The 22,392-nt window shown below is 27.8% G+C and carries 26 protein-coding genes; 21 read left to right on the top strand and 5 right to left on the bottom strand.

Annotated elements, in window-relative coordinates:
• Nucleotides 1-9 precede the first annotated feature (9 nt).
• The 3 genes from JNUCC81_RS15120 to JNUCC81_RS15110 all read left to right on the top strand — a co-directional run bounded on the left by JNUCC81_RS15120 (nt 10) and on the right by JNUCC81_RS15110 (nt 3,959).
• A complete protein-coding gene (locus JNUCC81_RS15120; protein ID WP_454094228.1) occupies nt 10-951 on the top strand; it encodes a 1,4-dihydroxy-2-naphthoate polyprenyltransferase in 942 nt (313 codons plus the stop codon).
• Nucleotides 952-975: 24 nt separating this feature from the next.
• Entirely contained in the window at nt 976-2,895 is a 1,920-nt protein-coding gene (locus JNUCC81_RS15115; protein ID WP_454094227.1) for an FAD-dependent oxidoreductase, read from the top strand.
• A 95-nt stretch (nt 2,896-2,990) separates the two neighbouring features.
• A complete protein-coding gene (locus tag JNUCC81_RS15110) occupies nt 2,991-3,959 on the top strand; it encodes a polyprenyl synthetase family protein (RefSeq protein ID WP_454094226.1) in 969 nt (322 codons plus the stop codon).
• Nucleotides 3,960-4,386: 427 nt separating this feature from the next.
• Here JNUCC81_RS15110 and JNUCC81_RS15105 read toward each other — a convergent pair whose 3' ends face one another.
• Nucleotides 4,387-5,061 (bottom strand): NAD(P)/FAD-dependent oxidoreductase, encoded by a 675-nt coding sequence (locus JNUCC81_RS15105; RefSeq protein ID WP_454094225.1) that lies wholly within the window; start codon nt 5,059-5,061, stop codon nt 4,387-4,389.
• A gap of 256 nt (nt 5,062-5,317) precedes the next feature.
• On the opposite strand from JNUCC81_RS15105, the gene JNUCC81_RS15100 reads away from it, so the two are divergent.
• A complete protein-coding gene (locus JNUCC81_RS15100; RefSeq protein ID WP_454094224.1) occupies nt 5,318-6,556 on the top strand; it encodes an HlyC/CorC family transporter in 1,239 nt (412 codons plus the stop codon).
• A gap of 184 nt (nt 6,557-6,740) precedes the next feature.
• A complete protein-coding gene (gene pepT / locus JNUCC81_RS15095; RefSeq protein WP_454094223.1) occupies nt 6,741-7,967 on the top strand; it encodes a peptidase T in 1,227 nt (408 codons plus the stop codon).
• Between the two features lie 85 nt (nt 7,968-8,052).
• On the opposite strand, the gene yfcE is transcribed toward pepT, so the two are convergent.
• Nucleotides 8,053-8,619, bottom strand: coding sequence for a phosphodiesterase (gene yfcE, locus JNUCC81_RS15090; protein WP_454094222.1), 567 nt, complete (start codon nt 8,617-8,619; stop codon nt 8,053-8,055).
• A 26-nt stretch (nt 8,620-8,645) separates the two neighbouring features.
• On the bottom strand, nt 8,646-9,446 hold the full coding sequence (locus JNUCC81_RS15085; RefSeq protein ID WP_454094221.1) for an NAD(+)/NADH kinase: 801 nt from the start codon (nt 9,444-9,446) through the stop codon (nt 8,646-8,648).
• 172 nt (nt 9,447-9,618) lie between these two features.
• Between JNUCC81_RS15085 and JNUCC81_RS15080 the strand changes: the two genes are divergently transcribed.
• The 8 genes from JNUCC81_RS15080 (at nt 9,619) to JNUCC81_RS15045 (ending at nt 15,946) form a co-directional block, all read left to right on the top strand.
• Nucleotides 9,619-9,990, top strand: a complete 372-nt coding sequence (locus JNUCC81_RS15080; RefSeq protein ID WP_454094220.1) for a GntR family transcriptional regulator — start codon at nt 9,619-9,621, stop codon at nt 9,988-9,990.
• A gap of 4 nt (nt 9,991-9,994) precedes the next feature.
• Nucleotides 9,995-10,858 carry an ABC transporter ATP-binding protein gene (locus tag JNUCC81_RS15075; protein ID WP_454094219.1) on the top strand — a complete coding sequence of 288 codons (864 nt, stop codon included), beginning with the start codon at nt 9,995-9,997 and terminating at the stop codon, nt 10,856-10,858.
• Nucleotides 10,851-11,552: an ABC-2 transporter permease gene (locus JNUCC81_RS15070; protein WP_454094218.1), complete on the top strand. Its 702-nt coding sequence runs from the start codon at nt 10,851-10,853 to the stop codon at nt 11,550-11,552. Before JNUCC81_RS15075 ends, JNUCC81_RS15070 begins: the two co-directional genes overlap by 8 nt.
• Nucleotides 11,553-11,570: 18 nt before the next feature.
• Complete coding sequence (locus JNUCC81_RS15065; protein ID WP_454094217.1) at nt 11,571-12,149, top strand: hypothetical protein; 579 nt, start codon at nt 11,571-11,573, stop codon at nt 12,147-12,149.
• A gap of 171 nt (nt 12,150-12,320) precedes the next feature.
• Nucleotides 12,321-13,523: an MFS transporter gene (locus tag JNUCC81_RS15060; RefSeq protein ID WP_454094216.1), complete on the top strand. Its 1,203-nt coding sequence runs from the start codon at nt 12,321-12,323 to the stop codon at nt 13,521-13,523.
• 141 nt (nt 13,524-13,664) lie between these two features.
• Complete coding sequence (locus JNUCC81_RS15055; protein WP_454094215.1) at nt 13,665-14,567, top strand: RluA family pseudouridine synthase; 903 nt, start codon at nt 13,665-13,667, stop codon at nt 14,565-14,567.
• Between the two features lie 33 nt (nt 14,568-14,600).
• A complete protein-coding gene (locus JNUCC81_RS15050; RefSeq protein WP_454094214.1) occupies nt 14,601-15,605 on the top strand; it encodes a nucleoid-associated protein in 1,005 nt (334 codons plus the stop codon).
• Between the two features lie 131 nt (nt 15,606-15,736).
• Nucleotides 15,737-15,946 (top strand): hypothetical protein, encoded by a 210-nt coding sequence (locus tag JNUCC81_RS15045; protein ID WP_208334074.1) that lies wholly within the window; start codon nt 15,737-15,739, stop codon nt 15,944-15,946.
• A 46-nt stretch (nt 15,947-15,992) separates the two neighbouring features.
• Here JNUCC81_RS15045 and acpP read toward each other — a convergent pair whose 3' ends face one another.
• Nucleotides 15,993-16,220, bottom strand: a complete 228-nt coding sequence (gene acpP, locus JNUCC81_RS15040; protein WP_454094213.1) for an acyl carrier protein — start codon at nt 16,218-16,220, stop codon at nt 15,993-15,995.
• Nucleotides 16,221-16,366: 146 nt separating this feature from the next.
• Between acpP and JNUCC81_RS15035 the strand changes: the two genes are divergently transcribed.
• The 7 genes from JNUCC81_RS15035 (at nt 16,367) to JNUCC81_RS15005 (ending at nt 19,772) form a co-directional block, all read left to right on the top strand.
• Entirely contained in the window at nt 16,367-16,798 is a 432-nt protein-coding gene (locus JNUCC81_RS15035; protein WP_454094212.1) for a hypothetical protein, read from the top strand.
• Between the two features lie 33 nt (nt 16,799-16,831).
• Complete coding sequence (locus JNUCC81_RS15030; protein WP_208334076.1) at nt 16,832-17,035, top strand: hypothetical protein; 204 nt, start codon at nt 16,832-16,834, stop codon at nt 17,033-17,035.
• Nucleotides 17,036-17,206: 171 nt separating this feature from the next.
• Entirely contained in the window at nt 17,207-17,422 is a 216-nt protein-coding gene (locus JNUCC81_RS15025; protein WP_454094211.1) for a hypothetical protein, read from the top strand.
• Between the two features lie 200 nt (nt 17,423-17,622).
• On the top strand, nt 17,623-17,841 hold the full coding sequence (locus tag JNUCC81_RS15020) for a hypothetical protein (RefSeq protein WP_208334078.1): 219 nt from the start codon (nt 17,623-17,625) through the stop codon (nt 17,839-17,841).
• A gap of 175 nt (nt 17,842-18,016) precedes the next feature.
• Entirely contained in the window at nt 18,017-18,193 is a 177-nt protein-coding gene (locus JNUCC81_RS15015) for a hypothetical protein (RefSeq protein ID WP_454094210.1), read from the top strand.
• A gap of 142 nt (nt 18,194-18,335) precedes the next feature.
• Nucleotides 18,336-18,524 carry a hypothetical protein gene (locus tag JNUCC81_RS15010; RefSeq protein ID WP_454094209.1) on the top strand — a complete coding sequence of 63 codons (189 nt, stop codon included), beginning with the start codon at nt 18,336-18,338 and terminating at the stop codon, nt 18,522-18,524.
• Nucleotides 18,525-18,752: 228 nt separating this feature from the next.
• Nucleotides 18,753-19,772, top strand: coding sequence for a LacI family DNA-binding transcriptional regulator (locus JNUCC81_RS15005; RefSeq protein WP_454094208.1), 1,020 nt, complete (start codon nt 18,753-18,755; stop codon nt 19,770-19,772).
• A gap of 126 nt (nt 19,773-19,898) precedes the next feature.
• Here JNUCC81_RS15005 and JNUCC81_RS15000 read toward each other — a convergent pair whose 3' ends face one another.
• Nucleotides 19,899-21,131, bottom strand: a complete 1,233-nt coding sequence (locus JNUCC81_RS15000; protein WP_454094207.1) for a CD0519/CD1768 family membrane protein — start codon at nt 21,129-21,131, stop codon at nt 19,899-19,901.
• 252 nt (nt 21,132-21,383) lie between these two features.
• On the opposite strand from JNUCC81_RS15000, the gene JNUCC81_RS14995 reads away from it, so the two are divergent.
• Nucleotides 21,384-22,358 carry an ornithine cyclodeaminase family protein gene (locus JNUCC81_RS14995; RefSeq protein WP_454094206.1) on the top strand — a complete coding sequence of 325 codons (975 nt, stop codon included), beginning with the start codon at nt 21,384-21,386 and terminating at the stop codon, nt 22,356-22,358.
• Nucleotides 22,359-22,392: the final 34 nt, after the last annotated feature.

Here is a 22,392-nt window from a genome sequence, read left to right as displayed (position 1 = left end):
GAGAACAAGATGAACTTAAAGGGCTATATAAATTTTGTTGAACTTCCAACAAAAGTAGCTAGTGTGATTCCATTTATTATGGGGGTTGTATATAGCATATATAGATATGGCGAAATAAATGTTGTTAATTTAACAATAATGTTTATATCAATGATAACATTTGATATGGCTACAACAGCTATTAATAATTATTGTGATTACAAAAATGAAATAAGCCATCAAGGTGAAAATTATCAAGGGAAAAATCCAATGCATGTACATGGAATTTCACAAAAAGCAGGTCTACATACAATAGCTATATTATTAAGTATAGCCACTATATTTGGTATACTACTTGCATTTAAAACAAATATATTAATCCTATTTATAGGTGTGATTTGTTTTTTTATAGGAATATTTTATACATTTGGACCTATACCAATATCTAGAATGCCATTAGGAGAAGTATTTTCTGGCATATTTATGGGTCTTTTTATACCATTTATAACTATATATGCAAGTATACATGACAAAGAATTTTTTGGAATATACATAGAAGGTAGCATGATATTAGGTAAGTTTAATTTTATAGAAGGTATAGCTATATTAATGGTATCAACACCTTTAATATGTGGAATTGCAAATATAATGCTTGCAAATAATATATGTGATTTAGAAGAAGATATTAAAGTTAGTAGATTCACATTACCATACTACATAACAAAAGATATAGCTATTAAATTGTATAAGTACATATATTACTTTGGATATATAGTTATTTTACTGTCAGTGATAGTTAAAATATTACCAAATTCGACATTATTAACTATTTTAAGTTTATATATAATACAAAAAAATATTAAAATATTTGAAAAAAATCAAATTAAATCACAAACATTTATTACAGCTGTAAAGAACTTTATGGTACTAGGTATATCATATATAGTTAGTATCGCCATCAATCTAATATAAAAAATATAACTAAGGGGGAATAGTATGTCGACTAAAATTGTGATTTTAGGTGCAGGATATGCAGGTGTCCATGCCGCTAAGAAATTAGCAAAGAAGTATAAAAAAAATAATGAGGTAGAGATTACATTAATAGATAAGAACCCTTATCATACCTTAATGACTGAATTACATGAAGTTGCAGGAGGTAGAGTTCCTGAAGAGTCAGTAAAAGTTGATCTTTACAGAATATTCAATAGAACTAAGGTAAATGTTGTGGTTGATTATATAGAAAATGTAGACAGCAATAACAATGTAGTTAAAACAAATCAAGGTGAATATAGCTATGACTATTTAATTATAGGAGTAGGAAGTGAGCCAGCATTCTTTGGTGTTGAAGGAGTAAAAGAAAATGGATTTACTCTATGGTCATTAGAAGATGCTCTTAAAATAAAAGCTCATATAAAAGACAGAGTTAAAGAAGCTTCTTATGAAAGAGATGCAGAGAAAAGAAAGAAGATGCTTACTTTTGTAGTGGCGGGTTCAGGATTTACTGGAATAGAGATGGCAGGAGAACTACTTGAGTGGAAAACTACATTAGCTAGAGAATATAGAGTAGATGAAAGCGAAATAAGATTATTAGTAGTTGAAGCTATGTCAACTATATTAAACATGTTAGATAGAAAACAAGCTAATAAAGCTGAAAAATATATGGTTAAACATGGAGTAGAAATACTAAAAGATTCTCCAATAGTGCAAGTAACAGAGGAATCTATAAAGTTAAAAGATGGAACAGTTATTCCAACTGAAACTTTAATATGGACTTGTGGAGTACAGGCAAACCAAGATTTAAGTGATATGGATGTTGAAAAAGCTAGAGCTGGTAGATACTCAGCTAATAAATATATGCAATCACAAGGTAGGGAAAATATATATGTTGTTGGAGACGTTGCATATATAGAAGAAGAACCAGGAAAGGAAAATCCTCAAATAGTTGAAGCTGCAGAACAAACAGCAGTAACAGCGGCTAAAAATATAATAGCTTCTATAGAAAATAAGGAAAAAGTAGAATTTAAGTCTAATTATCACGGATTTATGGTTTCTATTGGTGGAAGATATGCAGTAGCAGATTTAATGGGAATGAAGTTATCTGGATTCTTTGCAATGGTAATGAAACATCTTATAAATATGGTATACTTATTTGGAGTAAATAATGTACACGCAGTATATAACTATCTTCAACATGAATTCTTTGCAATGAAGGAAAGAAGATGTATAATGAGAGGTCACCTATCATCTAAAGGAAACAGATTATGGTTAGTACCTTTAAGAGTTTATATAGGTGCATTATGGTTAATTGAAGGTCTTAAAAAGTTAATTGGTGAAGGAACATGGGATACAATGTTTGCAAAAGCAGGAGAAACTTCAAGCATTGGTGGATATATTAATGAGTTAGTAAATAACGTAGCAATTGGAGCTGACAGCTGGGTAAGAGCAGGAAATGTTAATATGCCGTTTGAATGGTTACATGACGCAGTATCTGGAGCATCGCAAGCAGTTGATGGTGCAACAAATATGCCACAACCAATTTTAGAAACAGTACCAAAGCTTTATGAAGAAATAATGAGAATATTTATGCCAACTCCAGAGGTTGCAGTATTATTCCAAACAATGGTAGTAATAGCTGAAATAGGTATGGGGTTATGTTTAATAGCAGGATTATTTACATTCTTAGCATCAGCAGCATCAGCATTTATGACAGTTAACTTTATATTATCGGCTATGGCTGGATGGGAAATCTTATGGTACACATTTGGAAGTATAGCATTAATGTGTGGAGCAGGTAGAACATTCGGATTAGATTATTATGTAATGCCTTGGATTAGTAATCTGGTAGGCAACTTCTGGATGGGTAAGAGAAGACCAATCTATGAAGTACATGGAAAATCTGATTCTTTAGCAAAATAGTTACTAAAGACATAAAAATTAAAAGCAGGAAGAGATTCCTGCTTTTTAAATAAATTTTATTAAAAATTATTAAGACAACAAAGTGAGGGATGAGTATGAGTAAATTTTGGATAGATTATCCCATAATTGATAAAGAAATTGAAAAAGTAAAAAAGCAAATTGCACAAAATGCAAAATGTAAGGACAAGATTATAGAAAGTAGTATATTAGAATTGTTAGAGTCAGGTGGAAAAATGATAAGACCTGCTTTTACAATAATAGCTTCGAAGTTTGGAGAATATAATGAAGAAAGAGCACATGCATTTGCGTCAGTAATAGAAATGTTTCATATGGCAACATTAGTACATGATGATATTATAGATGAAGCCGAATTTAGAAGAGGAAAAGAAACTATACAGTCAAGATATGGTAAAAACTATGCAGTTTATATAGGTGATTACCTTTTTTGTTTATGTTTTAGAATATTAGCTACTACATCATCAATAGAAAGAGGAATTGATGTAGATACGAAAGTTATGTCTCGTATATGTATGGGAGAAATAGAACAGCTAAATTCAAGATATGATAAAGACGTATCAGTGAAAGATTATTTAAAAAGAATATCAGGTAAAACAGCTGAGTTATTTTCATTAAGTTTGTATATAGGAGCTGCAGAGAGTTTATGTGATAAAAAAATGTGTAGATTATTTTGGAATATAGGTCATAATATAGGTATGGCATTTCAAATACTAGATGATATATTAGACTATACTGCAACAGATGAAGAAATAGGAAAAAAATCAGGAAAAGATTTAGAAGATGGTATATATACACTTCCATTAATTTTAGCTATAAAAAACAATCATAAAGAAATTAAAGAAGCTTTAGATAAAGATAGATACAATGAAGAAGAAATAAAAGGCATAATAAAGTTAGTTAAAGATAATGGTGGTATAGAAGAATCAATAAAAATTGCAGAAAAGTATTCTAAAAAAGCATTTAGAGATATAAATAAATTACCAGACAATGAATATAAACAAATACTTATAGAAGTTACAGAAAAGCTTATAAGTAGAAAATATTAATATAAAATTCGCTTCGCTCATGTCGCCAACGATCTTGGAAGGCAGGTCCGTTGCTAAAAAAAGTGGCGTCTACAAGGGGGAATTCGTAGACGCCTTTATTTTATATATATACTTATTAGGGGGAGAGGTATATATATTTTCCGCTCTCAATTATAATTATTAACAAAAAATAACTTTATATACGTATTAAACCAAATAAGTATAAAAAATAGCCACCTATTCAGGGGGGGGAGAAATAGGTGGCTTAGAATATTTTGGGGGGAAAGAAATTTTTATATCCGATCATTAATTATAATACTAACAGGAGTTTTGATATTCATATTATTTGGTTTTGTAAGAGAAACTCTACTTTAAGCTTCTCTTAATATAACATATGATATAAATACAAAAAATGACACAAAATAATAAAAAATATTTTTTTTATTATTTATTGTAAAATATTGTCTAAATTGACTGTAGATTTAAATTCATCAAATCCGATTCTATCTATGTAAGAACCTAGTCGTTCTTTACCAGTTGCATTACTTGAATATATTTGTACGATTTTATCAACTACATCTAAAACCTTATCATCAGGTATATTAATAGCTAATTTATCACCTAGTCTTGGAACATTACCACCTTTACCACCAACAAAAACTGCCCATCCTTTAGGCATACCCATTAGTCCTATATCACGAGTATGATTATCTGAACAGCTGTTAGGACAACCACTTACTCCAATTTTTAATTTATTAGGAAGATTCATTCCGTGATATCTATCGTCAAGTTTAAGTCCTATAGACACAGAATCTCTAAATCCTCTTTTACAAAATGTTGTTCCAGGACATGTTTTAATACTTCTAACGCATAATCCTATAGCAGCACCAGGCTTCATTCCTAAATCATCCCAAGCATTATCAATATCTTCTTCTTTCAATCCAACTAAAGCAATACGTTGAGCGGCAGTTATTTTAATTGCACCAACATTGTATTTATCTGCAACATCAGCGAGTTTTCGAAGTTGGTCAGATGATATTAATCCAGCAGGAACATGGGGTGCTATTGCATAAGTTTCTTTATCTCTTTGTAATACGGCACCTTTTTCAAGTAAATCTTTCATAATAATACCTCCTTTATACAGTAATAATAGTATATGGAAATAAATTAATTTTATATATGTAAATAATTAAAAATAAGCATATATATTTTATTAGAATATAAGTAAATATTTATTATTATTATAAGGGTATAATAAACATGTATTTAAAGTAATTACTAATATGTATTATTTCCTAATAAGGCTCATATATGATATAATATACTAACATTAAAAATAAAAACTAGGAGTGTGGTAAAGGTTGGATTTGACCGGTATTTTGATTCAGATAGGATTTTTAGTAATATTACTTATAGGTTCGGGATTCTTTTCAGCATCTGAAACGGCTTTAATGTCTTTAAGTAAAATAAGAATGAGGCATATGAAAGATGAAGGAGTAAAGGGAGCTAGATTAGTTAGTTCTTTAATGGAGGAGCCTAATAAATTACTAAGTTCTATATTAGTAGGTAACAACGTTGTTAATATAGCAGCAACATCAATATCAACATCTTTATTTATATCTATATTAGGTGAAAAACCTGGAGCTGTACCACTTGCAACAGCTGTTATGACGATATTAGTATTAATATTTGGAGAAATAACTCCAAAAACAGTAGCAGCAAATAATTCAGAGAAAGTGGCACTTTTTGTATCTAAACCAATAAAATTAGTTATATTTATAACTGCACCTGTTGTATGGATATTTAATATAATCACAAATGTAATATTTAAGTTATTTGGTATAAAAGATAAGGGAGTACAACCATATATAACGGAAGAAGAATTAAAGACTATGGTAAATGTAAGTCATGAAGAAGGAGTGCTAGAAATAGAAGAAAGACAAATTATTAATAATGTATTCCAATTTGGTGATATGCAAGCTAAAGAAGCCATGGTTCAAAGATTAGATATGATAGCTATAAATACAGAAGATAGCTATGAAGAAATAATAGAGATGTTTAAAAATGAAAAGATAAGTAGACTTCCTGTTTATGAGGACTCAATAGATGATATTATAGGTATACTTAATATAAAAGATGTAATATTTTTAAAAGATGATGAAATAAAAGACTTTAATGTTAATAATTATATAAGAGAGCCATTCTTTACATACGAATTTAAAAAGATAACTCAATTACTTGAAGAGATGAAAAAAGAAAAAAGTCAAATGGCCATAGTTGTAGATGAATACGGTGGTACATCAGGATTAATAACTATAGAAGATTTAGTAGAAGTAATTGTTGGTGATATAGAAGATGAGTATGATGAAGAAGATGATGATATAATAGTAATACAAGAAGATGAATATATTGTTGAAGGTAGTACAAAAATAACAGATATAAATGAACTTATAGGTGTTAAGTTAGAATCAGATGAGTTTGATTCTATAGGCGGTTTTATAATAGGTCATTTAAGACGATGGCCTGAAGAAAATGAAGTTATTGAATTTGATAATATAAGATTCTGTATAGAAAGTCTAGATAAAAATAGAATAAAGAAAATAAGAATTTTTACATAAAACACTGCTTATAGCGGTGTTTTTTATATATAAGCAAAAACTATTACAAACGAAAATTATTATAAATTAAAATAAAATAACGGAAAATGTAGAAAAATATAAACATTAAATGGTAAAATAATGGTAATACTTAATTATATATGGATTACTAATCAACAGAAACTAAAGAGAGAGGGATTAAAACATGAGAGAAAAAGTAGTAGAAAGATTTTTGAAATATGTTACATTTGATACGACTGCAGATCCTAAAAATTCAAACTGTCCATCAACAGAGGGGCAGAGAGTATTTGCTAACTATTTAGTTGAAGAATTAAAATCATTAGGACTTACAGATGCCAACGTAGATGAAAACAGTTACGTAATGGCAACTTTAAAAGGTAATGTAGAAGGTATAGAAACGATAGGATTTATATCTCACTTAGATACAGCACCAGATGTTACAGGTAAAGATGTTAAACCAAGAATAGTTAAAAACTATGATGGAAAAGACATAGTATTAAATTCAGAGCTAAATATAGTTACAAAAGTTGAAGATTATCCAGAGATTGCTAAATTTGTAGGTCAAGATTTAATAGTTACTGATGGTACCACATTACTTGGTGCTGATGATAAGGCTGGTGTAGCAGAAATAGTTACAGCTATAGAGTACCTAGTAAACAATCCTCAGATAAAACATGGAGATATAAAAATAGGATTTACTCCAGATGAAGAAATAGGTAGAGGAGCTAATTTATTTAATGTTGAAAAGTTTGGAGCTAAATACGCTTATACTATAGACGGTGGTATAATAGGTGAGCTTCAATATGAAAACTTTAATGCAGCAGGAGCTACTATAACTATACAAGGAAGAAACGTTCACCCAGGTGCATCTAAAAATAAAATGGTTAATGCACTACATATAGCAGCTGAAGTATCTGAAATGTTCCCTAAAAGTGAAAGACCAGAAACTACAGAAGGTTATGAAGGATTCTATCACTTAAATGATCTAAATGGTAATGTTGAAAAAGCAAGTATGGTTTATATAATAAGAGATCATAATAAGCAAAAGTTTGAAGAAAGAAAAGCTTATATGACTGAAAGTATAAATAAGTTAAATAAAAAATATGATGGAAGAATAACTTTAGATTTAAAAGATCAATATTTTAATATGAAAGAAAAAGTAGAGCCTGCTAAGTTTATAGTTGATATAGCAAAAGATGCTATGAATGAAGTTGGAATAGAACCACTTATATTACCAATAAGAGGTGGTACAGATGGAGCTAGATTATCATTTATGGGTCTGCCATGTCCAAATATATTCACTGGAGGATTAAATTTCCACAGTAAAAATGAATGTATACCAGTAAATTCAATGGAAAAATGTGCTCAACTTATAGTTAAGATAGCCGAAAAATACGTAGAAAAAGGGTAAATAAAATTTACCAAAGAGAATAAGTTATTTTATATATAAAATAGGTATTGGATTAATCCAATACCTATTTTTATTAAATTTATTATTAATTATCTAACTCTATAATTTCTCCACTATTTATATCTATTAAATTTATATCTAAATCTAACTCATGTTGATCTTCACCCATTACTTCTATAGTTGCAACTGAATGACTTCCATCTTTAGGTATAGATGTAGAACCAGGATTTAAAACTACTAAATTTTCATCAAGGTATAGCTCTTTTACATGAGTATGTCCAGATATAAGAACACTAGCATTCATAGATTTTGCTTTCTTTATCATTTCTTCTTTTGATTCTACATATCCATGAGTAACTAAAACTCTAAGTTTTCCAAATTGGCTTACAACATAAGGTGTTTGAATAGGATGGTCTATAACCATTTGGTCTACATCAGAATCACAATTACCTTTAGCGATAAGTATATTTTGAACTTCATTTAATCTTAAAGCTAACTCTTTTGGATTATAACCTTCTGGTAGAGGATTTCTTGGTCCATGGTATAATACATCACCACCGTGTAGTATAAAATCACAATCATTTAAAGTATCTAAAGCTTTTTCAAAATAAAGTAAACTTCCATGAGTATCACTCATTACTCCTATTTTCATATTAAATTCCTCCTAAGTATGTATTATTATAAAAATTTTTCAGAGACTCTACTCCAGAATTCATAATTTGACATTCTAAGTAAGTTTATTTTTATATCTGATACAAAAACCTTTATATCGGATATTTGATTATATCTATGTTCAACACCATCAATAACTATTAATAGAGAATCTTCAAATCTATATTCAGGAATAACATTTATTATAGATTCGCTAGAAAAAATTATGCTAGATGTAAAACATCTATAAGCATTTGTATTTATAGGATAAAGTGGTGTAAGTTGCATAAGGTTTAAACTTGAATCTACAATACTTCCACCAGCAGCATAATTATATGCTGTAGACCCTGTAGGAGTAGATATAATCATTCCATCACCACTGAAATTTTGTATATGTTTATCATTTACTTTTAAATTAAGATGAATAGTTCTAGACTTATCACCCTTTACTACAACCTCATTTATAGCAAATACATCTAAGCAATGTTTATTAGTGCATATACTGGCTTGTATAAGAGATATATCTTGAATAAGATAATCCTTTTTTAAGTAAGCTTCAATAAAATCGTCTATATTATCAGGAGAAATATCTGGGAAAAAACCAAGATGCCCTGTATTTATTCCAACAACAGGTACTTCAGGAAATTCAAAATCATGAATAGTTTTTAAAAAAGACCCATCACCCCCAATTGATATAATTAGTTCTGTATTTGGATGGAAATCATCTCTTACTTCAAACCCTGCATTTATAAGTTTTTTGGATAATAGCTCCTTAGTTTCTAAAGATTTTAAAACTCCATTTGAATTTATAGTAATAATTCTTTTCATTTTTCCACCCCTTCATACTTTGTATTATAACATAAATTTATAAAACTATAAGTTAATTTATTCTATATAGAGAAGGCATATGTTAATAAAATTCAAGTAGACATATTTACATTAACAGTATATACTGAATATATACAGTATATATAGATATTTTGAAAAGAAAGGAGAAATCATGAACATTATAATAAGTAACTCATCAGATATTCCGATTTATAAACAGATAGTAAATCAAATAAAAAAATCAATAATAGAACAAGAGATTTTACAAGGTCAGTTACTTCCATCAATAAGAACACTTGCTAAAGATTTAAATATAAGTGTTATAACAACAAAACGAGCTTATGAAGAGCTTCAAAAACAAGGTTTTATAGATATAGTAGCAGGAAAAGGAACATTTGTATCAGGATTTAAAAAGGAAATAGTATTTGAGGAAAAAGTAAAACAAATAGAAAATAAGCTTGAAGAAATAATAGAGATATCAAAAATGATAGATTTATCAAAGGAAGAAATAATAGAAATTTTAGAGTGCATATACGAGGGGTGATTAAATGCTTAAAATTGAAAATCTAAGTAAAAATTTAGGAAGCTTTAAATTAGAAAATCTAAATATAAATTTAGATGAAGGCTTTATTATGGGAATTGTTGGACCCAATGGTTCAGGAAAAACTACACTTATGAAACTTATAATGGGTTTATTAGATGCAGATGAAGGAAATATAAAAATATTTAATAAAGAAATTAAATATTACCCTATAGATATAAAAAATAATATTGGTTTTGTATATGATAGCTTAGATTTTTATCCTCATCTTAAGATTAAAGATTTCAAAAAGATCATGGAATTAATGTATGAAAAATTTGATAAAAATAAATTTAATAATTACCTAAGTAAATTTAATTTAAATGAAAAATTTACTATAAAACATTTATCTAAAGGAGAATCTGTTAAGTTAATGTTAGCAAATGCGCTTAGTCATGATGCAAAGCTTTTGATTTTAGATGAACCTACAGCTGGGTTAGACCCTATAATTAGGAAAGAAATATTAGGATATTTACAAGAATTTATTGAAGAAGGAAAAACAAGTGTAATAATATCAACACATAATACAGAAGAATTAGATAAAATAGCTGATTACATAACTTTTATAAATAGAGGAAAACAAGTATTTACAATGGATAAAGAAAGCTTAATAGAAGATTATAAAATAGTTAGGGCATCAAGGGAAGAATTAGAAAAGCTTAGTAAATTTATAATTGGTATGAAAAATAATAAATATTACAGTGAAGCTTTAATTAAGTTAGATACTATGGAAGCTATTGATATATTAAAAAGTATTGAGATTATTAGTATAGAAAATTCAGTTATAGAAGATGTAATGTATTATTATGTGGAGGGGAAAAATAATGCTTAATTTAATTAAAAAAGATATAATAACAAGCATAAAAACAGAAGGTATAAAAAATATAAAATATTTATTTATATTTTTAGTATCTTATATAATATTTAGAGATCAACATTATTATATAACGCCTGTATTTATAAGTTATTTAATACTAGCAAATACTTTTTATTGTGATTATGAAAATAATTCAAGAAATTTTATAAAAAGTATGCCAACAAGTAAAGAAGATATAATTTATTCCAAATATATAATGGGGGCAGCTACAATACTTATAATAACTATACTTTCTACAATAATAAATCAAATATTTTCTATATTTTTACTTAGAGAAGTAGTACTAGATGATATATACTTTGGAGTAAATTCATTTTTAGTAATTATATCCATAATACTACCTCTGTATTTCAAATTTGGATACCATAAAGTCAGAGGGCTATGCGGATTTATAAGTGTATTTATTTTGATTTTTTACATAAATACACTTAGTATGATTTCAGATAAAGTATTTTATAGCTCAAGGTCAGACTATTTTATTAGTTATGGACCATTAAGTTCAATTGGAAATGTAATAATTAATTTTATTGAAAATGCTAGTTCAAAATATTTAAATTTAAATACTATTACGTTTATAACTCTTATAATTTTTATAATATCAATGTATGTGTCTCTAAAAATTATAAAGTCTAAAAATTCACACTACTAATATTAGGGAGGGAGAAATATGAAAAGATTTATAAAAATTTCAATAAGCATACTAATAGTATTTACAGTATTTTTTATAGGTAATAAATTAATATTTAAAGATATGATACATGTAAATGATTATGAAGAAAAAAATATAAAAGAAATAAGAGTAGATTTATATGATAAAAAGGAAGTTAAAGAAGGTACTATATTTAAATTTAAAATAAAGAACGAAAGTAAATATACTTATAGGTTAAATAGTGCAAAATTAATTTTTCAAAGAAAGATAGAGGAAGAAAATGAAGAGGTAACACATTTTGGATCTAATATAGAATTAACTTCATATGAAAGAGATATGGGAGATAATGAAAATCATGTTAGTGAAAGTGATAAAATGTTTTTATATGGAATAAAACCTTATAAAGAAGGATATGTAGAGTTTTTATTTCCAAAAGGATTAACTTTAGACAAAAATTATTTTGATTTATATTCTGTAAATATAGATTTTGACGGAAGATATACAGTTGATTTACCATTTTTAGAAACTGGATGTATAAATGTACAACAAGATAATAGAAGTCATTCTTTTAATTTCGAAGCACATAATAAAAATTAGTCTATCAATTGATAGGCTTTTTTACATATAAATTCCAGTTACCAAGCTTAAAATGTTTCGCCAACACAGTTGCTCAAGCAATGTACATTTTTTGTAGGTAATTAGTAACATGAGTAAAACGAATTTTTTATTTGGAAACAATTTAAAAATAACAATTTGGGGTATTTTATAATGTATAAAATATTATTAACAATAGAGGGCAATATGGACAAAAATAAACTAAAGAAAATATTATTTATAAACTTTATAACTATGACAACATTTAACATGGCTCACCCTGTAACTCCAACATTAATAAATACATTGGGGCTACCTACATATATGTTTGGGGTACTTTATTCAACTATGGCAATTGCTCAGTTTGTAATGTCTCCAATATGGGGAGCTATGTCTGATACAAAAGGAAGAAAAATATTTTTAATAATAGGAGTGTTAGGATATGGAATAAGCCAACTCGGATTTGGTCTTTCGCAAACTACAAGCACGATTTTATTATTTAGAATACTAGGAGGAGGAATGTCAGTTGGCTTTATAACAGTGGCAACTGCATATATAAGTGATGTATCTACGAAAAAAGAACGAGTAAAATATATGGCTTATCACACTGCAACTGGATCTATTGCAAGTTCAGCAGGAGCACTTCTTGGAGGAACAATAGGTAGTTTTGGATATAAGTACGCTTTTATAAGTCAATTTATATTATCTATTATAGTAGCAATAATAATTTATATTTTAATTGATGAAACCATAAATAATAAATATGGAAAATTTAAAATTTACTTAAACCACTTAAAACCTAGTAAAAAATCAGTTGATTTAAAGTCTACTATAGGAATAATGATGATAGTAATGACTTTAATTACAATATCAACAACATCTTATAATTCAACGATAAATTATTATATAGAGTCAGTATTAAATATGCCAACTACTGTAAACGGAGCAGTTATGGCGGTAGCAGGAATAATAGCTTTAATAATGAACTTATTTGTTAATCCGTATTTAGGTAAGAAGTTTAATGAAAATAAAAGTATAATATATGCATTAGTAATAGCAGGGATTTCTATAATAATATCAAGCTTGAGTAATAATATATTTGTAGCTTTACTTTTCTTAAGTTTATTTATAGCATCAAGCGCACTAGTTACTCCTATGCAGCAAAGTATAGTATCGAAGTTAGCTAAGGATAACTATGGAGAGATAATGGGCGTTCAAGGTTCATTTAAAGCGATAGGTATGATTACAGGATCTTTAGTTTCTGGATTTATATTTGATTATGGAAATAAGTTACCATTTATATTAGGTGGTATATGTTGCTTAATTGCATTTTTAATTTTAGTAAAAAGTTTTAGCAATAAGAAAGTCAAACAATAAAGAATTATAAATAATCAAAAAGACTTTAGTTTGTATAATAAATTAAAGTCTTTTCTTTAATTTAGTCAAAAAAGCATCTATATATTAAAAAAATAGTGTAAAATATATAATGTTATTAGCAAAAAGGAAGTAGGTGTAGATTTGTTTAAAAAAGAAGGTCAGAAATATAACCTTATATCATATATAAATGATGAAGAATTAACTTTAAAAGAAGTATTATTAGATAAATTAAACTTCTCAGTAAGATCTTTATCTAAAATGAAAAGAGAACAAAGTGTATCAGTGAATGGTGAATTTAAAAAGCCAAGTACTAAGATAAAAAAAGGTGATTTGATAGAAGTAAAAATAGAAGAAGATATGGCTAACTTTGAACCACAAGATTTAAATTTAGAAGTATTATATGATGATTTTGACTTAATAATGGTAAATAAGCCACCATTTATGGTAGTTCATCCAACTAAAAGTCATTATGATAAAACTATTGCAAATGCTGTAACAGACTATATTATAAAAAATAATGAAAAAGTAAAAATAAGATTTGTAAATAGATTAGATATGAATACATCAGGTCTTGTAATAGTGGCAAAAAATGCCTATGCACATCACACATTATCCCAAGATATGAGTGAAGATAAGGTTGAAAAAACTTATATAACTGTTGTAAAAGGACAAGTTTTAGATAATGAAGGAACTATTAATAAGCCCATATATAGACAAACTGGAGATAGTATAAAAAGAGTTATAGATGAAAGAGGACAGGCATCAGTAACTCACTATAAAGTGCTTGAAAGATTAAATGAGGCTACTGTACTAGAGGTAAAGCTTGAAACTGGAAGAACTCATCAAATAAGAGTTCATATGGAATCTATTGGACATGGAATAATAGGTGATGAGCTTTATGGTCATGTTGATGAAAATCTTATTAATAGACAAGCTTTACACGCATATAGCTTAGAGTTTGAACAGCCAAGAACTAAAGAGAAATTAAGTTTTAAAGCAGATTTACCAAGTGATATAAAAGATTTAATAGAAAAATTAAGATAGATAAAATATATATAAGATTGAGGTGCAGGAAATATGATAATACATAAGTTTATAGTGCATGTACTAGATAAAAATAGTGATGTGCCAATATTAAATGATTTTGAAGGTAAGGTTAATCAAGAAGTAGATAAGTTTTTCCAAAAGGTTATAAAAAGAGTTACTAAAGATGATGATTTAAGAAAAGGTGCATTTAAAAATTATAATGATAATACAATAAAAAATTGTTGCGAACAAATTATATATGATGAAAGCACATTTTTAGAAAACTCTAAGGAAATAGCAGCATACTTATTTGATATTATGAAAATTAATGCAGAAATCGAATCTTGTGACTTAGCAATATGCTTATATACTGTAAAAGATGAAAAGTATGTGGCTATATTAAAGTTAGACTACAAGAAACTTTATACTCATTCAATAGAATTTATAGATGAGAAATTTAATATACAAATGGTTGCAAATGAAGTAGGTATCCCAGAAACAGGTAGACAAAAGCAATGTGCAATAATTGGAACAAGTGGTATAAATGACGAATTCCATTTAAGACTTTTAGATAAAGATGCTGAAAAGGAAGAAAGTGAATCTAAGTTTATAACAGAATTTTTGAATGCTGAGAAGATAGAAGATGATAAATATAAGACTAAAGTATTTAAAAATTCAGCAGAAAATTGGATTACAAATGCACTAAGTGATGATATAAAACAAGCAGAAGATGTTAGAAGTATATTAAATTATACATTAAAAGAAAAGCATGAAATAGATATTCATGATTTTGTAGAAAACTCAATAAAAGATGAAAATCTTAAAGAAAGTTTTAAAGAACATATGGAAGATAAAGGATTAGAAGAAGGATTTAGTATAGATAAAAAATGGGTCGAAAAGAAGCTTAAAAAGAGAAGTATAAAAACAGATAATGGATTTGATTTAAAAGGTAATTTAGCTGACTTTGAGGATCCAATGAAATATAGCGTAAGACAAAATACAGATGGAACAATAGATATAGTACTTAAAAATATAAAATTCTACGAAGAAAAATAAGTATAGATAGTATGAAGATAGTTAATATTTTCATACTATTTTTTTGTACATGCACAAAGATAAATATACAATCATATTTATAAATAAGAGAACTATTAAATTGTTACATATCAAGTTAAGGAGGAGTATAAATGGATCAAATAACAGGATTTTTTAGAGGATTTGATTGTATAGATGATAACCCACTTATTTTATTTTTAATAATAGGAGCTATAATTTTTTTATTTATGGGCAATGGAGATATAGGATGCTTCTTTGAACAAAATAATTCATTTATTTGGATTATACTTATAGTGTTCTTAGTGTTTATGTTTAACAATAACAATGATTGTTGTTGCTAGAATTAAATATATATAAAATAAAACCGAGCTTAAATGCTCGGTTTTATTATTTATTACCTTCTATAAACTTAGCTATATCGCCTATAGTCTTGAAGTGTTCAGCTTCTTCATCTGGAATTTCTATTCCAAACTCATCTTCAAGTGCCATTATAACTTCTACAGCATCTAAAGAATCTGCTTCTAAGTCATCTATTAAAGATGTTTGTGGAGTTATTTTGTCTACATTATCTATCCCTAGTTGTTCTGCTATTATTTCTTTTATTTTTTCAAACATTGTAAACCTCCTAAAAGAGTTGATTAATTTTAATTGTAGTTTAATATAATATGTAAAAAAATTCAATATACAATTATAAAAAAGTAATAAATTTTTAGTAAAAGAATATAAATTATAATATAAATTTACACATAGGAGGAATTGTTATGAAATATATAGGATTGGTAGTATCATCAATTGGAGTATTTTTAATAATATTAATAAATTTATACTATAATTCAGTGACATTAGATATGCAAAAGATAAAGGACTATGTATTTGAAACCAATATTATATTAGAGGATATATTGGAAAAAGAAGAACATGTTAAAGAAAAGAAGGATGAGTACATATCGAGGTTGGTATCTATAAAAAAAGGTATTACAAACTCTAAAACAACATTTTTAATAAACGACTACAAAGAGTATAAAATAAAATCAATAGATAGTTTAATACAAAGTATATCAGAAAATAAGAATAAGGAAAAGCACTTAGAAGATGCAGATAAATACAATAGCTTGTGTGATGAAGAATTAGATAAATTAGCTAATAAGAGTTTTAAAGAGGTAACTTATTTATCAGCTATGACATATACTTAAAACAAGAAAGCTTTGAATTAAGGGGGGAAGGTCATGGCAAAATTAGAAGATGCGCTATCCCGTTTTTTTGGAGGCGATGATGGCCTTTTTGGCAATGGAATGCTAGTAATTATAGTATTAATATTTATTGTACTATGCACAGATATATTAGATGGCGTTTTAGAAGATGACAGCATATGGATATGGATTATATTAATCATACTTTTATTATTTAATTTTGATGATAATTGTTGTTAGTATTTGGCTTAGAAGAAATCCTAGTGATTTCTTTTTTTTATATAAAAATAGTACAAGCAAAAAAATGAAACTATAAAACAATAAAATGTAACAATTTAAGCCACAAATACATAATATTTATTAAGTAGGTAGAAATAATAATTGCCTATAAATAAAAAAGGGGGCATTAAAATGTCAAATGAGCAAGGCTTACAACGTTTCTTTGGTGGAGGTATATTTGGTGGAGGTGGACTAGGAATAATAGTGCTACTAATACTAGGAGCAATACTTCTATTAGGAGATGACCTTATAGAATGGTTGTTCTGCGACGATATGGCTCTAATATGGATAGTATTATTAGTACTACTTTTAACTAATTTTGATTTTGATGGTGGATGCTGTTGTTAATATCATTAAGGGGGGCTCAGGTAGAGCCTCTTTTTTTATTTGAAAACATCTTAAAGTAAATCAAATTTTTATTAGAAATTTATAAAAAATAATAACACTTTTTAAAGAGTTACATAGTATAGTATGGAGAAGGTAAATAACCTAATAACAGCTGAGTACTTGCATAAATTAGAGTATCTATATATTAGGAGGGGATTTGTGTGAGTAATAAATTAAGTAGAGTATTTGATTGTTTTGGTGGAGGTGGATGGTGGATAATAGTATTATTCTTCCTATTCTTAGCTTTCCAAGAATGCTGGTCTGAAATATGCATAACAGATTGGATTCCATTTTTAATATTACTACTAATAGTTTGTTCTTGTGGCTTAGGTGATGATGATTGTGGATGCTTAGACAATAGTTTTGACTGCGGATGTTAATTAAGTAAGGCAAAAGAGGGTGCAATTGCACTCTCTTTTGTTTTTTGTTAGATTTACTTTTCTGAATATTAAAAATTAAATTTAGAGCAAAAAAACACTATCACAAATTATATAGCTTGCATATTATATCTTAAGAGCGAAAGCTCAAAATTAAATATCAACAGGAGGTAGCAAAATGTTAGATAGATTTTTTGGGGATGAAGGATTCTTTGGTGCAGGTGCTTGGTGGATAATAATATTATTCTTCTTATTCTTAGCTTTTGGAGATACTTGGGTAGATATAGACATAATGGCTTGGATACCTTTCTTAATATTATTATTAATACTTTGTAGCTGTGGTATATGGGATTAATAATTTAGAGCTTTAGTAACAAAATCAAATTAATTTCATATTATATATTATGGTAATGGTTAGTTAAATATATAATTTACTAGCCAGTAGTAAATATATTTTAATATATTTATAAAATTTTCATTAATGGGAGGGCTTTAATATGTTAGATAGATTCTTTGGAGAAGGTGGCTTCGGTGGAGGAGCATGGTGGATAATAGTACTATTCTTCTTATTCCTAGCTTTTGGAGATTGCTGGGCTGATATAGATATAATGGCTTGGATACCATTCTTAATATTATTATTAATAACTTGTTCTTGTGGTGGAATGTTTGACGATGGATGCTGTTAATATTAAGTAATAAAAAACGTTGGTATTAAATACCAACGTTTTTTGTTATAATAATATTAATATTCATGTATAAAACTATCGATGTAAATTAATAATTAAACTAAGAAAAGGTTTTACATAATTAATATATTTTTAATGTATTTATATAATCGGAAATTTATGATAGAATAGAGTTTTAATTAAACTTATTATAACTTTAAATAAATTAATAAAAGGAGGGGATTTGAAATGAAGACTAATATAACTATAAAAGATGTTGCAAAACAAGCAGGAGTTTCTATATCTACTGTATCTAGAGTTATAAATGATTCAAAGCCCGTAACGGATGAAGTAAAACAAAAGGTTTTAGATGTTATAAAAGAGACTGGATATATTCCAAATCCACTTGCAAGAAGTCTGGTAACTAAAAAAAGTCAATTAATCGGAGTAATAGTTCCAGAGGTGTCTGATTCTTTCGTAAATGAGATACTAAATGGAGTAGAAGAAATAGCAAAAATGTATGACTATGACATACTTTTAGCAAATACATACTCTGATAAAGAGCAAGAATTAAAAAGCATAAACTTGTTAAGAGCAAAACAAGTAGAAGGTATAGTTATGATATCTTGGAAAGTAGAAGAAGATCATATAGAATACATCCAAAATTGTGGTATACCTGCAACATATATAAGTAAGACTGCTAGAAACTATGATATACACACAGTTAGTACAAGCAATAAAGAAGCTACTTATGATATGACTAAGTATCTTGTTAACAAAGGACATGAAAAAATAGCATTTATAATGACAAGTGAAGATGATACTGTTTTAGAAATGGAAAGATTATCAGGTTATGAAGATGCTCTAAATGAAAATAATATAAAGTTAGATCAAAGTTTAATAAAATACGGTGGAACAACTTACGAGACTGGTTATAAAAGTATGAAAGAATTATTAGATGAAGGAATAGTTCCTCATGCTGCATTTGTAACAGGAGATGAGGCTGCAATCGGTGCAATAAATGCTATATGTGATGCTGGATATAAAGTTCCAGAGGATATATCAGTAGCTGGATTTAATGATGTTAAAATAGCTAAAATGTATAGACCTAAATTAACTACAGTTCATCAACCATTATACGATATTGGAGCAGTTGCTATAAGAATGGTAATAAAAATGATAAATAAAGAACAATTAGAAAATAAAAAGATAGAATTACCATATAGAATAGTAGAAAGAGAAAGTGTTATAGAAAGAAAAAAAATATAATACTTTAAAAGGGATTTAAAAAGCATATCTGGTTAAATGAAACTAATAAGATAGTAAAATTTTTAATTTCTCTAAAAATATAAAAAAGACTGATTTAGTATTTTGATACTACATCAGTCTTTTTTATTAAAAAATCATGAAAATAAGAGTGTGCATATAATTTGCAATTATACCAGCACAAAGACCTCCAATTAAATGAGTGATCATTGCTTTTGTAGTAATTTCTCTTACTTTTAGGCTATCAGCCATACTAGCTGTAGTAGAAAGAAAACCAGCCCAGCAATATGCAATTGCAAAATAAACGGTCATGTCATGAGCATTCAATAGACCTGATTCAGCTAAAGATTTAGCACCAGCTATAGATGCACCACATGCACCTAATGCTGTTAAAGGTAGACCTAAAACTGCTGAATTTGCAAAACCAAATAATGGATTAAGTAGGAAGGAAATTTTATCACCAATTAAAGTAAGAAGACCAGTACCCTCATAAGCAACACCTAGATAAACTTCTTTACCATCAACAAGACTAGGGCCATTTGTTAACATCATTACAAGTGTACAGAATATTAAGATTCCAGGTATAATACTTAATCCTAAGTCTACGCCAGCTTTTGCACCGTCAAAAGTTGCATTTAACCCCCTTTGAAATGGACTACCGCTTCTAATCTTACGGTATCCATGTTTCACATTTACAATTTCAGAATCTAGATATTGTTGATTGACTTCGGCTTCTTTTCCGTAAAGTTTCTTTGTATAACGCATCAATAATCTATTACTGATGATTCCTCCGATAATAGCGCAAATTGTTCCTATAACAACACTAGGGGCAAATTTACCAGCTTCAATTCCAAGAATACCACCAGATATTATAATACCCATACCAAAAGTAGTACCAAAGTTGACCATTGTAGCCCATTGATATTTTTTAAAATATTTTGCATACGCTGGATCTTTAGAAATTGGTACAATTGCAGGATTATCTGAGAAATAGCAAGTTATAGCTCCTAAAGCAGAAGCACCAGGTAATCCAAAAATAGGTTTCATTATAGGAGATATTATCTTGTTAATTAGAGCTGTAACACCAAACTCGGAAAAAACAGAAGATAGGGCACCAGCTAATACAGCAACTCCCATAATATAAAAAGCAGTGTTTAGCAATAAATCATGTGCAGTTTTCATAATAACACTAAACATTGTGCCAACACCCATGACCACGCCAAAATACGTACCAAGAGCAACTACAAAAATAAGACATAAATAAGTTCCTTTGCTAATCTCTTTACGTATTTCGCAAGAATTATTTTGATAATCGTCTACTACATTGTTAGTCTTTTTTGATTGAATAGTTTTATTATCCATAAAATCTCTCCTTAACAATATTATTTAATATTTAACAATTGCTTATATTTATATTGTATATAGGTGAAATATCACAAGTCAATTTATTTTGATAAAATAAATTCATTTTAATGAAATTATTTTTATTAAAATGAATTGACAATGTGTAATGATGAATATACTATTACAAATATAAAAATATTTTTAATAATAAGTAAAAAATAAATTTTATTAAAATTTTAGAATTAAATAAAAAAGAGAGGAGGTAATAATATGCTAGTTATAAATAATGAGGATATTTTAAAGATTGTTTCTTACAAAGAGATTTTAGATGCAATCGAGTATGCTTACAAAGTCTATAACGATAAAAGTTATTATATGCCAGATCGTTTTCATGTTGATTACAAAAATAAAACACTGCTTTATATGCCATGTTTTGTAGAAGAGAGTTTAGGTACAAAAATTTTAACTATTTTCCCTGAAAATATAAATAAGGGTATTCCTTCTTTAGATGGACTTATGCTTTTAAATGACTATGAAACAGGGAAGCCAACATGTATGATGGATGGAAAAACATTAACTGCACTAAGAACTGGAGCTGTTGGTGGGATAGGAATTAAGCACACTACACCAGAAAATGTAAATAGTGTTGGATTAATAGGAGCTGGAGTTCAAGGATTTTATCAATTGATTTATGCTTGTCAAGTAAGGAATTTCCAAAAGATTTATATTTTCGATCCATATTCAAAGAATATAGAAAGTTTTGTAGAGAGGCTACAAAAACAATTATCACTAGAGATTGAGATTATTATTTGTAATGACTCTAAAGACCTATTAAAGAAATCAGATGTTATTATCACAACAACTACAGCAACCTCTCCAACTTTGCCAGAGAATCCAGAATTACTTGAAGGTAAGCATTTTATTGGTATTGGTTCTTACAAGCCAAATATGCGTGAATTTCCAGACGCACTATATCCACTATTAGATTCAGTTTATGTAGATGCTGATATTGCTTTAGAAGAATCTGGTGATCTTATACAGCCAATAAATAAGGGGATACTTGACAAAAATAATATAAAAAGATTTAGTGATTTTCTTCTTTCTGCTTCGGATGAAGAAAAATATAAAGTTAAAAATTCAACTTCTTTCTTTAAATCAGTTGGAATTGCTATTTTTGATTTGATTGTAGCTGAAAGAATTTATAAAGTAGCCTTAGAAAAGGATGTTGGTTATAAAGTTAAGTAGAAAACGTATATTGGGATATATGGAGGTAGAATTA

Source organism: Faecalimicrobium sp. JNUCC 81, assembly GCF_053667625.1.
Note: the sequence above shows the minus strand (reverse complement) of the source record. Positions and strands in the feature narration are given on the sequence as shown.